Origin of the sequence: Actimicrobium sp. CCI2.3 (assembly GCF_035019065.1) — a bacterium.
GTDB lineage: Bacteria > Pseudomonadota > Gammaproteobacteria > Burkholderiales > Burkholderiaceae_D > Actimicrobium.
This window is the reverse complement of the sequence record NZ_JASJWR010000004.1, coordinates 166,757-182,188: the sequence shown is the minus strand read 5'-3', so window position 1 is coordinate 182,188 and position 15,432 is coordinate 166,757. Positions and strand designations below refer to the sequence as shown.

9 protein-coding genes and 1 riboswitch are annotated in these 15,432 nt (G+C 59.9%); of the genes, 6 read left to right on the top strand and 3 right to left on the bottom strand.

Features of this window, described 5'->3' with window-relative positions:
* The first annotated feature begins 234 nt into the window (after positions 1–234).
* The 4 genes from QN370_RS04115 to QN370_RS04100 are packed head-to-tail and all read left to right on the top strand — an operon-like array spanning position 235 to position 5,977.
* Positions 235–1,362 (top strand): efflux RND transporter periplasmic adaptor subunit, encoded by a 1,128-nt coding sequence (locus QN370_RS04115; RefSeq protein WP_322127299.1) that lies wholly within the window; start codon positions 235–237, stop codon positions 1,360–1,362.
* Complete coding sequence (locus QN370_RS04110) at positions 1,362–4,430, top strand: CusA/CzcA family heavy metal efflux RND transporter (protein ID WP_322127298.1); 3,069 nt, start codon at positions 1,362–1,364, stop codon at positions 4,428–4,430. Before QN370_RS04115 ends, QN370_RS04110 begins: the two co-directional genes overlap by 1 nt.
* A 3-nt stretch (positions 4,431–4,433) precedes the next feature.
* A complete protein-coding gene (locus QN370_RS04105; protein WP_322127297.1) occupies positions 4,434–4,763 on the top strand; it encodes a DUF3240 family protein in 330 nt (109 codons plus the stop codon).
* Positions 4,721–5,977, top strand: a complete 1,257-nt coding sequence (locus tag QN370_RS04100) for a TolC family protein (protein ID WP_322127296.1) — start codon at positions 4,721–4,723, stop codon at positions 5,975–5,977. Before QN370_RS04105 ends, QN370_RS04100 begins: the two co-directional genes overlap by 43 nt.
* Before the next feature lie 40 nt (positions 5,978–6,017).
* Here QN370_RS04100 and QN370_RS04095 read toward each other — a convergent pair whose 3' ends face one another.
* From QN370_RS04095 to QN370_RS04085, 3 genes are read right to left on the bottom strand one after another with little or no spacing between them, the layout of a single operon-like run.
* Positions 6,018–9,416, bottom strand: a complete 3,399-nt coding sequence (locus QN370_RS04095; RefSeq protein ID WP_322127295.1) for an EAL domain-containing protein — start codon at positions 9,414–9,416, stop codon at positions 6,018–6,020.
* Complete coding sequence (locus QN370_RS04090) at positions 9,394–9,819, bottom strand: response regulator (RefSeq protein WP_322127294.1); 426 nt, start codon at positions 9,817–9,819, stop codon at positions 9,394–9,396. The genes QN370_RS04095 and QN370_RS04090 overlap by 23 nt, the downstream gene beginning before the upstream one ends.
* A 3-nt stretch (positions 9,820–9,822) precedes the next feature.
* Positions 9,823–11,304, bottom strand: coding sequence for a PAS domain S-box protein (locus QN370_RS04085; RefSeq protein ID WP_322127293.1), 1,482 nt, complete (start codon positions 11,302–11,304; stop codon positions 9,823–9,825).
* Between the two features lie 210 nt (positions 11,305–11,514).
* A riboswitch (TPP riboswitch) is annotated at positions 11,515–11,622 on the top strand.
* Between the two features lie 55 nt (positions 11,623–11,677).
* Between QN370_RS04085 and QN370_RS04080 the strand changes: the two genes are divergently transcribed.
* On the top strand, positions 11,678–13,786 hold the full coding sequence (locus QN370_RS04080) for a TonB-dependent siderophore receptor (protein ID WP_322127292.1): 2,109 nt from the start codon (positions 11,678–11,680) through the stop codon (positions 13,784–13,786).
* Between the two features lie 263 nt (positions 13,787–14,049).
* Positions 14,050–15,420 (top strand): Fic family protein, encoded by a 1,371-nt coding sequence (locus QN370_RS04075; RefSeq protein WP_322127291.1) that lies wholly within the window; start codon positions 14,050–14,052, stop codon positions 15,418–15,420.
* Positions 15,421–15,432: the final 12 nt, after the last annotated feature.

The window sequence follows — 15,432 nt, the reverse complement described above, 5'->3', positions numbered from 1 at the left end:
GTGGCAACAAAGTAGCCATCATGTTTGATAACTGACTGACTAATCGGCAAGGCGGAACCTGCCATTGCTTTCTGCAATCAAGGCCGCAGGCGCGATGTCACGCCATCGGACACACCTTGACCAGTGTCCATGTGATTTCTGTGGACCTTGTTCAGCACAACCGCATGCCATTAAGAATCCCTTAACAATCGCCCCCCACACTCCGTCCCATTCAAAACCCTGATGAGTGATGCCATGTCCCTGCAAGTACGTCACCTCCCGGCGCTGGTCGCCACCGCCATGCTGGCCATGGCCGCGCAGGCTGCTGCACCCGGCCAAATTACGTTGAATGCAGAACAGATCCTGCGCGCCGGTATCGCCACCGCACCTGTCGTCAGCAGCGCTGGCGGCACGGGCGGTCAGGTCCTGGCCGGTACCGTTGTCGCGCCGACCAATGCCATTACCGTCATCAGTGCTGTCGTCAGCGGCGTGGTCCGACAAATTCATGTGCAGTCGTTACAGCAGGTCAAGGCCAGCACGCCGGTAGCGACCCTGTTTAGCCAGCCATTGATGGAAATGCAGCGCGATTACCTGCACCTGGCCATCGCGGCGCGGCTGGCACAAGACAAGCTGGCGCGTAACGAGAACCTGCTCAAGGAAGGCATCATTGCGTTGTCGCGGGTGCAGGACAGTCGCGGCGCAGCGCAGCAAGCCGGCATCGCCGCGAAAGAACGCTATCAGGCCTTGCGCGCTGCCGGCATCGGTGACGCGGCGATCCGCGCACTGGTCAGCAGCAATACGCTGTCGCCGACCGTCACGATAGTCGCCGGCGTGCGCGGCACCTTGCAGGAAGTGACAATGACGCCGGGCCAGCGCATCGAAGCCGGCATGCCACTGGCCACCGTCAGCAAGGATGGCGCACGCTGGATCGAGTTTCAGGCTTCGCGCCAGCAAGCCGCCTTGATCCGCACTGGCGACATGCTGCAACTGAACCACTGCGGCAGCGCCAAAGTGATTGCGGTATCGGCGCAGGTCAACAGCACCAACCAGAGCACGCTGGTGCGCGCGGTGCCAACCGCGACCGATGACTGCCTCAAGCTCAATGAATTTATCGAAGCCACCACGCAGGGCACGGCCGGCGCGACGGGCCTGCGTGTACCGGCTGCTGCCATCGTGCGCAATGGCGAGGCATCGTTTGTCTTTGTGCGCAATGCGACCGGCTTTGAAGCGGTCAAGGTCGAGGTGGCCGCTGGTGCCTCCGCTGGTGCCACCGACCCGGTCGCTGTCACCGGCAAACTGGTGGCCGGCAATCCGGTCGCCGTCAAGGGATTGGTCGCACTCAAGGGTGCATGGATCGGCCTCGGCGCTGACGGAGCACCTTGATGCTGGCCCGCCTGATTGCCTTTTCGCTGGCCCAGCGTTTGCTGGTGCTCGTCGTCACGCTGGTACTGATTGGTGCCGGCATCCAGGCATTTCGTAATTTGCCCATCGATGCTTTTCCGGATGTCTCCAGCACCCAGGTCAAGCTGATCCTGAAAGCTCCCGGCATGACGCCGGAAGAAGTCGAAATGCGCATCGTCGCGCCGATCGAACAGGAACTGCTCGGCATCAACAAGCAGGTGATGCTGCGCTCGCAATCGAAGTACGCGATCGCCGACATCACGCTTGATTTTCAGGATGGCACCGATGTCTACTGGGCCCGCCAGCAAGTCAGCGAACGACTCGCCAACGTGATGAAAGACATGCCGGCTTCGGTCAGTGGCGGCCTCGCGCCGATCACCACGCCGCTCGGTGAAATCTACATGTTCACGATCGAAGGTCCGCTGTCGCTGATGGAAAAACGCAGTCTGCTGGAGTGGACCATCCGTCCGCAATTGCGCAATATCCCCGGCGTGGCCGATGTCAATTCACTCGGCGGCATGGTGCGCAGTTATGAAGTCGTGCCGAACGTCGAGGCACTCGCTGCACGCAAGCTATCGCTGGCGCAATTGCAGACAGCGCTCGACACCAACAACCGCAACGACGGTGCCGGTCGACTCGGTGCCGGTGAAGAATCACTGCTGGTGCGCAGTGGCGGCAGCATCCAGAGCCTCGACGACGTGCGCGCCATTGCGATCAGCACGCGCGACGGGTTTGCAGTCCGGGTCGGCGAAGTCGCCACGGTGCGCATCGGCGAGATGACGCGTTACGGCACGGTCACCAAGGATGGCCAAGGCGAAGCGGTCGAAGGACTGGTGCTGGCCATGCGCGGTGCCAATGCCCAGCAAGTACTCGGCCAGTTGCGCGAACGCCTTGCCGAATTGCAGAAGGCGCTCCCGGCCGGCACCACCATCAAGCCGTTTTATGATCGCGGCAATCTGGTCGAACGGGCTGTCTCGACGGTGACCCGTGCGCTCGGCGAAGCGACGATTCTGGTCGTCATCCTGCTCTATCTGTTCCTTGGCAATGTGCGCTCGGCGCTGGTGGTGGCGAGCATTCTGCCGCTGGCTGCGCTTGGCACTTTTCTGCTGATGCAGGCGTTCGGCCTGAGCGCCAACCTGATGTCACTGGGTGGACTGGCGATTGCCATCGGCATGCTGGTCGATGCCGCCGTGGTGGTCGTCGAGAACATCGAAGCCCATAGCGGCAACGCACACGATGGTCCGAAGCTGTCGCGTCTGCATGTGATCTACCGGGCGGTACGAGAAGTGGCCGTGCCGGTCACGGCCGGCATGATCGTCATCATGATCGTGTTCCTGCCGCTGCTGTCGCTGCAGGGTCTCGAAGGCAAACTGTTTGCGCCGGTGGCGATGACGATCACCTTTGCGCTGGCGGCATCGCTAGTGCTGTCGCTGACCGTTATTCCGGTACTCGCCTCGTTCGTGCTCAAGGAAACCCATGGCCCGGCACCGTGGCTGGTGCGCAAGCTCGAAGCCGGTTACCGCGCACTGCTGACGCGCTCGCTGGCGCATTCCCGCGCAGTCTTCATCGCTGCGCTGGTCGCGCTGGCAGTCAGTGCCGCCCTGTTCCCGCTGATCGGCAAATCCTTCATGCCGACACTCGATGAAGGCGACATCATCATGCAGGTCGAAAAGCTACCCTCGATCAATCTGCAGGAATCCGCACGGCTTGATCTGGCGATCCAGAAACGCCTGCTCGCCGAAGTGCCCGACGTACTGAGCATTGTCGCTCGCGCGGGCTCCGACGAACTCGGGCTGGACCCGATGGGCCTCAACGAGACCGATACCTTCCTGGTCCTCAAGCCGCGCGAGCAATGGAAAAGCAAGAACAAGGACGCGCTCATCGATAGCCTGCGCCGCGTCGCCGCCACCTTCCCCGGCATGAACTTCAGCTTCACGCAGCCGATCGAAATGCGCACCTCCGAAATGCTGTCGGGCGTACGCGGCGACCTCGCCATCAAGGTCTATGGTGCCGACAATACGGTACTCACCAAACTGGCCGACCAGATCGTCAAGACCGTCAGCGGCATCACCGGTAGCCAGGATGTACTGACCGTGAAAAACGAAGGCGTGCAATACCTGCAGGTGGATATCGACCGCGCTGCCGCCGGACGCTTCGGCTTTAGCGTCGAGCAAATCCAGAATGATTTGCGCACGTTGGTCGAAGGCCGCAGCAGTGGCATCGTCATTGAAGACGGCAAGCGTGTGCCGTTGCTCATTCGTGGCAGCGATGCGTTGCATATGTCAGCGACCCTGTTCAGCCAGTTGCGTTTGCCGGTGGCCGATGGCAGCACGGTCGCATTGAGCCAGCTGGCCAGGCTGCGCACGGTCGACGGGCCGGTCAAGGTCGAACGCGAAAATTCGTCGCGCATGGTGGTCGTGCGGGCCAATGTGCGCGAACGCGATCTGGTCGGCTTTGTCGATGAAGCCAGGGCGAAGGTGGCGCAACAGGTCAAGCTGCCGGCCGGTTATCGCTTGTCGTGGGGTGGCCAGTTCGAGAACCAGCAACGGGCTGCGGCGCGGCTGGCCATCGTCGTGCCGATCGCGCTGGCGCTGATTTTCTTTTTGCTGTTCACGACGCTGGGCAGCGTGCGGCAGTCGCTGCTGGTGTTCGTCAATATTCCGTTTGCGCTGCTCGGCGGCGTGATCGCCCTCGCTGTTACTGGCGAGTATCTATCGGTACCGGCATCCATTGGCTTCATTGCACTGATGGGTATCGCGGTGCTTAACGGACTGGTGATGATCACTTGCTTCAACCAGATGGTGGCGCGCGGCGCGGCGCTGGTGGAAGTCGTCACCGAAGGCGCATTACGCCGCTTCCGGCCGGTCATGATGACCGCCTGCATCACCGGCTTCGGCCTGATCCCGCTGTTGCTGGCGACCGGTCCCGGTTCGGAAATCCAGCGGCCCCTGGCCATTGTCGTCATCGGCGGACTAGTCTCGGCCACGCTGCTGACGCTGATTCTTTTACCCTTGTTGTTCCAGCGCTTCGGCGTGCCGGAACGGAGCTAGAGCATGATGACTACTTCCCCCCTTTCTCCTCATGACGCCTTGCTGACGCTGGCCATTCCGGTCGCGCTGGAAGAAGACGTACTCGATTTTTTGATGCTGCATCCGCAGTGGGCACGCGGTTTTACCATCGTCGATGCCGAAGGCATGGGTAACGGTGCGACGCTGCTGACGACAATGGAAAAAGTCCAGGGCCGGTGCCGCCGCAAGCTGGTGCTGATTGCCGGCAGTGACAGTGAACTGCGCCAGTTGCTCGACGCATTGGCTGCCGAGATCCATAACCCGGATGTAGCATGGTGGATCACGGCGCTGAGCGGTTTCGGGAGGCTGCATTGAAGGCCGTGCTGTGGCTGGCGCTGGTTGCGTTCAGTGCACCGGTACTGGCGCAATCGGTGTTGCCACCGGAGCAGGTGGTGCGCACCGTGCTGGAAAATTTGCCGCAAGTGCGCGCCAGCGCAATCAATATCGACCTGGCCCGTGCCGGCAAATCCCGTCTTGATGCCGGCACCCATGAGTGGACCGTGCGCACCGGACTGAGCCGGCGTACCGACCAGATCGGCGGTCGCTACAACGAACAGGATGTGGCGCTGGAGCGCTCCGTACGCTGGTTCGGCAAAGCCGCGCAAGACCGTGCGATTGGCGACAAGGGTATTGTCGTGGCCACGTCCGGCCATGAAGATGCGTGGCATGAAGCCGGTCGCACTTTGCTAACAGACTGGTTCAGTGCGCTGCGTGAAATGAGCGCGACGGAGCGCCTCGACGAACAGGTTGGCCTGGCCGCGCAGCTGCGCGCCATCGCCGAAAAACGCGTCAAGGCGGGTGACGCCGCGCAGATCGAACTGCTGCAAGCCGATACCGAAAGCGCCCGTGTCGGCGCACTGCTGCAACAAGCGCAGCTGCGTCGCGAACAGGCCTTGCAGCAGCTGGCGACCAACTACCCCGGCCTGCCGGTACCGCATGCCGCACCCTTGCCGATACCGGTCGCCTCGACCGAATCGGGCGATTGGTGGCGCGACAAAATCACTAGCGACAATCACGAACTGGAGCTAGCGCAAGGCGAGGCCGACCTGCTCGGCTTGCAGGCCGCGCGCGTCTCCAGCGAACGCATGCCCGACCCGACCATCGGCGTACGCGCCGGTCGTGAACGCGATGGCCAGGAACGTCTGGTCAGCATCAGCATCCTGTTCACCTTGCCCGGTGCAGGCCGCTCGGCCGACCGGGATGGTGCGGTGGCCAAGGCGGGTATGGCAACCCAACGCGCGGCCATGACGCAGATGAAAGTCAGCGCCGCTGCGCAGCGCGTCGTCACCGACAGCCAGCGCAGTCTCACCCTCTGGCAAACCATGCAGCGCATCGCCGACCAGAGTGCACAGCAATCGGCCACGATGATGCGCGCCTACACGCTCGGCGAAGCCTCGCTCACCGATGCGCTGACCAATCGGCGCATGGCAATGGACGCGGCGCTGGCCGCCGAATCGGCACAGATCGATGCGCTGGCCGCACAGGCGCGGCTGTCACTGGATGCACATTTGTTGTGGTCGATTGATTGAATCAGGGCGCGAACTTGGCATGCGGTGCAATGCCCTTCGGTTATTGCACCCTGCTGCAACCAGCCGCGTCGGCGAACTGTCCGCAACTTTTTTCGAGCAACCCCGCCAACATGTCCGCCCCGACCGGCCGGCTAAAATAATATCCCTGGATTTCATCGCATTGATTCGCGCGCAAAAAGGCCAGTTGTTCGGCCGTCTCGACCCCTTCGGCGATGACCTTCAGATTCAGACTGTGACCAAGCGCGATCACGGCCCGGGTGATGGTGGCGTCGCCCGTATCGGTGACGATGTCGCGGATGAAGGATTGGTCGATCTTCAGCCGGTCAATCGGAAAGCGCTTGAGGTAGCTCAGGCTCGAATACCCGGTGCCGAAATCATCGATGGATAATTGCACCCCCATCGACTTGAGGGCATGCAGCGTGGTGATGAAATGTTCGGCATTATTCATCATCATGCTTTCGGTCAGTTCGAGTTCCAGATAGCGCGCCTCCAGTCCGCTTTCTCCCAGCGCGCGTCGCACTGATTCGAGCAGTCCCGGCTGCATGAACTGGCGCGCCGACAGATTGACCGCAACGCTGATGCGTGGCAGGCCGGCGTCCTGCCACGCCTTGTTTTGCGCGCAGGCCGTGTGCAACACCCACTCGCCGATCTGTGTGATCTGACCGATTTCTTCGGCCACCGGAATGAAGACGCCCGGACTGATCATCGAGCCGTCGGCTTGCGGCCAGCGGATCAGCGCTTCGGTGCCGATGATGCACTCGGTATCGATGTTCACCTTGGGCTGGTAGTGCACGGTGAATTCATGCTTGTGCAGGGCGGTTCGCAAACGACCCTCGAGGTCGGCCCGCTCGATCGAGCGGTCGCCCATTTCCTGCGAATAGTACTGAACCGAAATCCCGTCCTGCGTCTTGGCACCGTACATCGCGTAATCGGCATTGCGCAACAGCGCCGCCGTGTCGTCGCTGTCGTTCGGAAAAACCGTCACGCCGGCACTCACCGAGATGCACAGGTTTTGTCCCTCGACCAGAAAAGGCGGGACAAATGCGGCCAGAATTTTGTCGACCACCAGCACCACTTCGGCCTGCGTGTGCAGGTTCGCCAGCAGGATGATGAATTCGTCCCCACCCTGTCGCGCCACGGTATCGTTGTCACGGATGGTTTCGCACAGCCTCACGGCGACGGCCTTGAGCAATGCATCGCCGAGCACGTGACCGCCACTGTCGTTGACTTCCTTGAAGCGATCGAGGTCGAGAAATAACACCGCTAGCAACTGGTTGGTACGACGCGCCTGCAACATGGCTTGTGTGAGCCGGTCGCTCAGTAAATTGCGATTGGCCAGCCCGGTCAGCGCATCATGGTTGGCCATGTGGACGAAGCGCGCTTCGTCTTCCTTGCGGCCGGTGATATCGATTTCTACCCCATCGAAACGCAGCACGTTGCCATTGACATCGCGCACCGCCTTGGATCGGTCTTCGATCCAGCGGATCGTGCCGTCGGGTCGGAGGATGCGATATTCCTGCGTGAGGTTGCCGTTCTCGAGCAATTTCGTGCGGCGATTACGCACCCGCATCACATCATCCGGATGAATCACCATGAACCACAAGCGCGGGTCGCTAAAAAATTCTTCGGCACGCCGGCCGTAGACCTGCTCGACCACCGGATTGAGATAAAGCAGCTGACTGCCGGAATGCGACCAGACCACGTTGTCGATCGATGCCAGTATCTTCGAGAGATTGTCTTCGGACGCTTTCAGTGATCGCTCGGCTTCGACGCGACCACTCTTGTTGCGCAGGTGGTTGACGCCATACGCGATATCGCGAGCCAGCTCTTCAAACAGGTCGACTTGCCGCGCATCAAAGGCATGCGCAACGCCAGCGCAAATCGTGAAGACGCCCAGCACGTTGCCGCCGTCATGCAACGGGAGCGACATCGCGCAATGGTAGCCGCGTGCACGGGCTTTTTCGTGCCATGCCTGCAGCGGCAAGATGGCCATCACATCATTGACCATGCCAGTCACACCGGTGCGAATGACGGTCGCCGCTGGCGTCCAGCCTTGTTCGTCACGGGCCCAATTGGGCGGGAAAAATGGTGTGTTGTTGTCGACCGCACCGGCTTGCGCGACCGGTAGCAATTCGCCGTCAGGTCCGATAAAGGCGATCCAGGCCATCGTGTAGGCCCCGATCTCGACCACAGCCCGACACATCTGATCGAGCATGCTCGACTCGCCGGTGGCGCGCACCATTGCCTGGTTACAGCGTGTCATCAAGGTGCGCGCCCGCAGGCTCGCAACAAGGCGTTCTTCGACCTCTTTGCGCTGCGCGACTTCGATGGAGATGGATTCGTGATGGGACTGGATCTGTTTAACCAACTGCAAATTTTCGTACGAGATGGCGAGTTGCGTGGCAATTGTGGTCGCGCTTTGCTGGTCGACTTCGCTGAAACTGGCGGCACCGACTTTATCGAGCAGATACATCCAGCCATGGACACGGTTGCGCGAAGCCACTGCGACGCCCAGAAAGGAATGCAGCGGGCTGTGCCAGTCCGGCAAACCGGCTTCTTGCGGCTGGCCCGACAGGCCCGACAGACACACCAGCGCCCCTCCCTCCATCAATCCGGCCAGCGTGCCGCTCAACGGTGTCACCAGCCACTTTGCCTTGACTGCCTCATCAATGCCGCGGCAGGCAAGATGGTGAGGAAGCGTCGACGCCGGTTCATACATTGCCACCACGACCGATTGCGCCGCACAGATGCGGCCCGCCACCCGGCAACCGGCATCAAGCAAGCGGCGCGGATCCCGCTCGGCAGCCAGTTCGATACCCAGTTCGATGAGCGAAGTCAAACGCAAACTGACGGTCTGCAGGCCGGCAAGTGACGCGGAAAGACGCTGTGCAACCTGGCGATTTTCATTGGCGTCAAACAGTTGCGAAGCATCGTCCTCGACCAGATTGGCGATCTGATGACTGCTGTTTTCGAGCGCCACCAGATAGTCGACCAGCTGGTTGTCGACCTGACCAAAACCACTGTGATCGCTGACAGTCACTTCGGCCGGCAGATAGTCGGCAATGTGCATCGGCAAGCCGAGCGCTTCATGCACCACTTTCAGGATCACGCCCGGTTCGGTTGGCTTTGGCAGTATCCAGCCGACATTGCAGGCTTGCGCGATCACGGTGGCTTCCCGCTCGCGATAGGTGGCCGTATAAAAAATGACCGGCGTGAGTGCAATCCCGTACTCGCTTTGCATCTGGATGACGAACTCGTAGCCATTCATGTTGGGCATCAGGACATCGACAATCACGAGGTCGGGATGTTCTGCGCGCATCAACGCCAGACCTTCGATGCCGTCGCGCGCTTCGAGCAGGCGATGGCCGCCGTAACCGAGCAGCGTGGTCAGGAATTCACGGCTCAAAATATGATCGTCAATGATCAGAATGGTCGCCATGCGTCCTCACGGTGGGGTCAATGATGGCATGCAAAACGGCAGGCAGAAAACACTCGAGCTGCGTGACGAACAAGGTCGGTTCAATCGGCTTGGCGAGGTAGCCGTTGAAGCCGGCCCGCAGCAGGTTTTCGCGATCGCCCACCATCGCCAGCGCAGTGACGGCGACAATCGGGATCGGCACCAGAGCAGGTTGCATCATGAGATGACGCAAGACGCCAAAGCCATCCATGCCGGGCAGATGCACATCGCATACGATCAGGTCTGGCCGTTCGCTGGCGGCCAGGGCGATCCCGGCATGGCCGTCCGTGGCCGCCAGCACGGTGTGGCCGTACGCCTGCAGCAGATATCCCATCAATGCCATGTTGGCGGGATTGTCTTCGATGATCAGGATGCGCGCGGGCATCGCTCAGGCCGCCTGCAAGGACAACGTGAACGTACTGCCGATGCCGAACCGACTGGCGACACGCAATTCGCCACCAAGGAGTCCGGTCAGTTTCTGGCTCAGGTACAGGCCCAGGCCGGTGCCTTCAAAACGCCGGGTAGAACCGGCATCAATCTGCGAAAACGCCTGAAACAGTTTGGCTTGCTCGGCCGGACGGATGCCAACCCCGCTATCGACAACGCAAAAATCGATCCAGTGTTGCTGCCCGGTCGTGCGTGCAGACAGGCTGATCACGACCTCGCCGGTCTCGGTAAATTTGATCGCGTTGTTGATCAGGTTGATCAGAATCTGGCACAGCGCACGGCCGTCGGTTTGCACGGTCAGTTCTGCGGTGGGTACCTCGCACCGGAATGCGAGTCCCTTGCAGGTCGCCAGCGGACCCAGCGTTTCGGCCAGTTCGCTGAGGATGTGCTGGCAATGAATTGTTTCCGATGCCAGCTCGACCTTGCCCGACTCGATCTGCGCCAGGTCAAGCAAGCCATTGATGAGCGAGAGCAAATGGCGCGCGCTGATCTGGATCGTGTTGAGCTGCTTGTCCTGGTCAACTGTCAGCGGACCCGGCAAGCGCATGAGCAAGGTGCCGGTAAAACCGATGATGGCATTGAGCGGCGTACGCAATTCATGTGACATGCCAGCGAGGAAGTTATCCTTGGCCAGATTGGCATTTTCCAGCTCGGCGTTTTTTTCTTGCAGTGCCAGTTCGATCTTCTTGCGCGCACTGCCGTCACGAATGGCGCTCATGACCATCATCCCTTCACTGGTTTCCAGCCGGCTCAGACTGATCTCGACCGGGAATTCCGTACCGTCCTTGCGCAAGCCGAACAGCTCCAACTCCGCTCCCATTGCCCGCGAACGCGGCAGGTGCATGTAATGCGAACTATGGCGGGTATGAACATCGGGGAAGCGCGGTGGCAGCAGGCATTCGATCAATTCGCCACAGAGTTCTTTGGCGCGATAACCGAACAGGCGCTCGGCCTCGGTATTGGCCAGCACGATGCGGCCGATGGCATTGACCAGGACAATCCCGTCAGGGGTCGATTCCAGCAGACTGCCAAAGCGGGCATCCAGCGATTTGGCGTCGCGGTGCACTTTGAGGAGCGTGATGTCTTTCTTGCAGAAGAGGATGAATTCGCAAAAGCCCTGCGCATTGCGCACCGCCTTGCCGGTCACGTCGACATACATCAACGACCGGTCTTTTTTATGGCGCAGCGATTCATGGCTGCTGCTGCCGCTGGTGGCGATGAGCTGGCGTATCTGGGATTGTTCCTCGACCTGGTCAGCGGGCACAATCAGGTCTTGCAAGGAGTGCCCGATCGCCTCAACACTGGTGAAGCCAAACATGACCTGCGCACCGGGCGACCAGTGCTGCACCACGCCCTGCAGCGAAGTGATGATGACCGCGTCCGGTGCTTCTTCGCGGGCCATCCTGTCGAAATCTGTAGCCATGCGCTTGTTCGCTCCCAAGACACCCGATCGGAACTGCCCTGTTACCGAGCCACCCTGCCATCAAGGCAAGGAACCGACCCAGTCCTCATCAACGCCCAGAGTATAGAGCGAGTTGCGGTATCGAAAAGGTGATCTTCGGTCACTCTTGAAATGCGCTCATTTTGCTTAATGAACAGGCAGTCACGAACGCCGTTGACACTGTGCTACCATCCGCTGCGCTAGGGGTCCCGTGCGACGAGCTACAACGTCAACGGGTGAGATTGACCCTTCGAACCTGATCTGGATCATGCCAGCGTAGGGAAGCGCAAAGTACCTGACCTCTTTGATTGCTCCTGCATTGGCTCCAGTGTTTTCACACCTGACAGAGCACACTATGCCGGCACCGACTTTTCCCCTGACACGTATTTCCTTCCTGATGGCACAGGCCATCGCCAGCATCACCATGGCGCATGCGCAAACCAGCGAGCAAGTGCTGCCGCAAGTGGTCGTCACCGATACGACACCGAAACGCGATAACGCGTCAGCCATTGGCGGCTTCGGCAATGCGCCGCTGATGCAGACACCCGCCGCCATTAGCGTGATTGGTCAGGAGCAGTTGCAGGACTGGCGCATTCGTCGCATCGCCGATGTCATCAAGCTCGATGCCAGCCTCAATGAAGCCTATAACGCGGTCGGTTATGCCGAACAGTTTTCGTTGCGCGGCTTCCCGCTAGACAATGCATCGAGCTATCGCAAGGATGGCTTGCCGATCGCCTCGGACGCCTCGATCCCGCTTGAAAACAAGGAGCGCATCGATATCCTGAAAGGCTTGAGCGGTTTGCAGGGCGGCGTCTCGACACCGGGTGGCCTGATCGATTTTGTGACCAAGCGCCCTACTGCCACGCCGTTACGTTCCATCCTGTTTGAAGTCAGCGAACGCGGCACTGTGCTCGGCTCGGTCGACCTCGGTGGACGTTTCGAGGACCGCCGTTTCGGCTACCGGATCAATGCCGCAGCCGAGCAATTGCGCTCGTATGTCAAGGGTGCCGATGGTCAGCGTCAGTTCATCTCCGGCGCGTTTGACTGGCAGATTTCGCCGAAGGCATTGCTGCAGATTGATCTCGATAACCAGCACAAATCGCAGATCACCGCGCCCGGTTACCAGCTCATCGGTGGCACCAGCTTGCCGGTCGGCGTGTCGGCCCGCACGCTGCTCAATGACCAGCCGTGGAGCAAGCCGGTGGTGACCGACAGCAGTAATATCGGCCTGCGTTTTGCCTATCAATGGAATGCCGACTGGAGCACGACGGTCGCCGCCAACAGGTACCGCCTCAAGCGCGACGACTTCGCGGCGTTCCCGTTCGGTTGCGGTTTTGCTGCTGGATTCTGTGCCAATGGCGACTATGACGTCTACGATTATCAGAGCACTGGCGAAGTCAAAACCCTGCTATCAACTCAGGCGATGGTGCAAGGAAAATTCGCCACCGGCAACCTGCGCCACCAGCTGACGATGGGCGTCGACACATTGCGCCGGCGGGATGAATACGGCGACTTCGTGTATGACTATCGCGGCACCAGCAACATCTATCAATCAATGGTCGTGTCACCCTCACCGCTGACTACCGGACCGGTGTCCGTGCAACGCAAAGGTAACGAGCAGGCGGTCTTCGTGCAGGACATCATCAGCCTGACCGAACAAGTCCAGCTGCATGCCGGCTTGCGCCGCGCCGAACTGGAACGGGTCCAGCTTGGCAGCACCTTCAATCGCAGCTATGTGCTGCCTTCAATCGCACTGGTCTACAGCCCGTTGGCGAGCCTGAGTGTGTATGGCAGCTATTCGCAGGGGCTGGAGCACGGCGGCATCGCCCCGTTCGGCACCACCAATGTGAATCAGTTGCTTGATCCGGGCACCTCGCGTCAGCAGGAAATCGGCATCAAGACGTCGCTGGTACCGAACTGGCAAATGACGGCTGCGTTGTTCCAGATCAGCAAACCGCTGGAATACACCAATGCCAACTATGACTATGTCCGCAACGGCGATGCAGTCCATCGCGGCCTGGAACTGGCGGCGCAGGGCAAGCTGTCGCGCGACCTGACACTAGGTCTCACCACCATGGCGTTGCAGGCACGTCAGCGCAATACGGGAGACGCGGTGCAAGACAACCAGCGTGTCACGAATGTGCCTGCCTTCAAGTCCGGCGTGACGCTCGATTACGCGGTGCCGCAACTGGCGGGCCTGAAATTGAATGGCGCATGGGTCTATTCCAGCGACAAGATATTCAGCCCTGACAGCGTGGTGCGCGCGACGATTCCGTCTTACCACGTAGTCGATCTCGGGGCACGCTATGTGACCACGGTCAATGGGATCGCCACCACGCTGCGGGCCAATGTCGATAATGTGCTCGACAAGTTCTACTGGCGCGATGCCTCGACGGCGCTGGGCGGCTATTTGCTGGCGGGTGCACCTCGCACGTTCAAACTATCGGCGCAGCTCGATTTCTGACCGATACACTGCGTAAAAAAAGCGTGCCGATGCGGTTCAGGCGTTCAGTTGGTGTGTTGAAATTTTCAAGCGGCAGTTGTTATGGCTGTCCGGTCTCTTGTTTGGAAAACGAACCAAGTTTCTCGCAACATCAGCGCCTGATCGCCTCGAAAATCTCGTCATGAATTCGCTCTTCGTGACGAGATTAGCCTGTAATCTCGTCACCATGACGAGATTCTCGCTATAATCTCGTCAAATGACACGATTGAGAGGCTTTCCGTTCGATGACTATCTCCCCCTTTTCAGCACGCGATGAAGCACTGCTCCGCCATGTCCTTGCGGTCGGGGGACCCACAAGTCCTAATGCATTAGAACAAGTTCTCCACGTCTCCCGGACCACCATCAATCGGGCAGTGCGAGACCTTGTAGCCGCCGGCTTTTTGGACAAGCAGGGAGATGGACGGTCAACGCGCTACGTGGCGTCCGAAGCAGCCCAGATTGCGCTGGCAGCTTCTATTCCGTACGGCTCTATCCCGACAGAGGCAAGTCTGTTCCAGTGGTCGCGGGCTTCCCTGCCGCTGGTTGAATCACTGCGTGCGCCGCTGGGAACGCGTACTCCAGTAGGCTATGACCGAACCTTCGTATCCGATTACATCCCGAACCAATCCAGCTTACTTCCTCTGCAGTTGGCTACTGAACTGTACAGCGCCGGTCGTAGCCTGGACCAGCATCCTGCGGGAACCTATGCCCGCGAGGTTCTGGAGCAGTTACTCATTGATTTGTCCTGGTCGTCGTCACGCCTGGAGGGCAACAATAAGAGCTTGCTCGACACCAAGGAGTTGTTTGAACTCGGGGAAGGCACCGGCCCCATGGACGAAGACACCTTGATGCTGCTCAACCACAAGAACGCCATCGAATTCATGGTCGAGGCCGTCCCGACAGAGGGCATCACCCTGCCCGTCCTCGTCGACCTGCAGGCCAAACTGATGCAGGATCTGTTGAAAGACGCACGAGACATTGGAAGTATCCGCCGGCGTATTGTGAATATTGATGGTTCGGTCTATTCCCCGAGCAACATCCCTACGCTGCTGGAAGTTACGCTGAAGGACATCATCGAGAAGGCCCATCAAATTCGGAACCCTGTGGAGGCCGCCTTCTTTTTATGGGTCAACGTCGCGTACCTTCAGCCATTTGCCGATGGCAACAAGCGCACAAGCCGCCTGAGCGCCAACATGCCACTGCTGCTTTACAACTGCGCCCCGTTGTCCTTTCTGGACGTTGAGCGCACGGACTATGCGACAGCGATGATGGGTGTCTACGAGCAGCGCAACGTTACTGCAGCGGTAGAACTGTTTGAATTTATCTATCGGCGCTCGATTCAAAAGTACAGCGTACTGCGAGCCTCTTTGTCCGTACCTGACCCGCTTCGAGCGCGGTACCGGAAAACCTTGAATGAGCTCATGCAGTTTGTCGTCTTCTACGGCAAAACGTTAAACGACGCGGTCTCGGAGGTGCCCGTCGACGCGGCAGACCTGACGGCATTGCGCGCTATTGCCAATACTGAACTGGACCAGCTTGAACAATACAATTGTGCACGATATAACCTTGCGCGAGGCATGACGCAGCGATGGATTGATGCGGGACGGCCCAGGTAAACGGGCCTGCCG

Excerpts from the sequence above, each read along its gene's own strand:
- QN370_RS04115 (WP_322127299.1), top strand. The coding sequence starts at position 235 with ATGTCCCTGCAAGTACGTCACCTCCCGGCGCTGGTCGCCACCGCCATG.
- QN370_RS04110 (WP_322127298.1), top strand. The coding sequence starts at position 1,362 with ATGCTGGCCCGCCTGATTGCCTTTTCGCTGGCCCAGCGTTTGCTGGTG.
- QN370_RS04105 (WP_322127297.1), top strand. The coding sequence starts at position 4,434 with ATGATGACTACTTCCCCCCTTTCTCCTCATGACGCCTTGCTGACGCTG.
- QN370_RS04100 (WP_322127296.1), top strand. The coding sequence starts at position 4,721 with ATGGTGGATCACGGCGCTGAGCGGTTTCGGGAGGCTGCATTGAAGGCC.
- QN370_RS04095 (WP_322127295.1), bottom strand. The coding sequence starts at position 9,416 with ATGGCGACCATTCTGATCATTGACGATCATATTTTGAGCCGTGAATTC.
- QN370_RS04090 (WP_322127294.1), bottom strand. The coding sequence starts at position 9,819 with ATGCCCGCGCGCATCCTGATCATCGAAGACAATCCCGCCAACATGGCA.
- QN370_RS04085 (WP_322127293.1), bottom strand. The coding sequence starts at position 11,304 with ATGGCTACAGATTTCGACAGGATGGCCCGCGAAGAAGCACCGGACGCG.
- QN370_RS04080 (WP_322127292.1), top strand. The coding sequence starts at position 11,678 with ATGCCGGCACCGACTTTTCCCCTGACACGTATTTCCTTCCTGATGGCA.
- QN370_RS04075 (WP_322127291.1), top strand. The coding sequence starts at position 14,050 with ATGACTATCTCCCCCTTTTCAGCACGCGATGAAGCACTGCTCCGCCAT.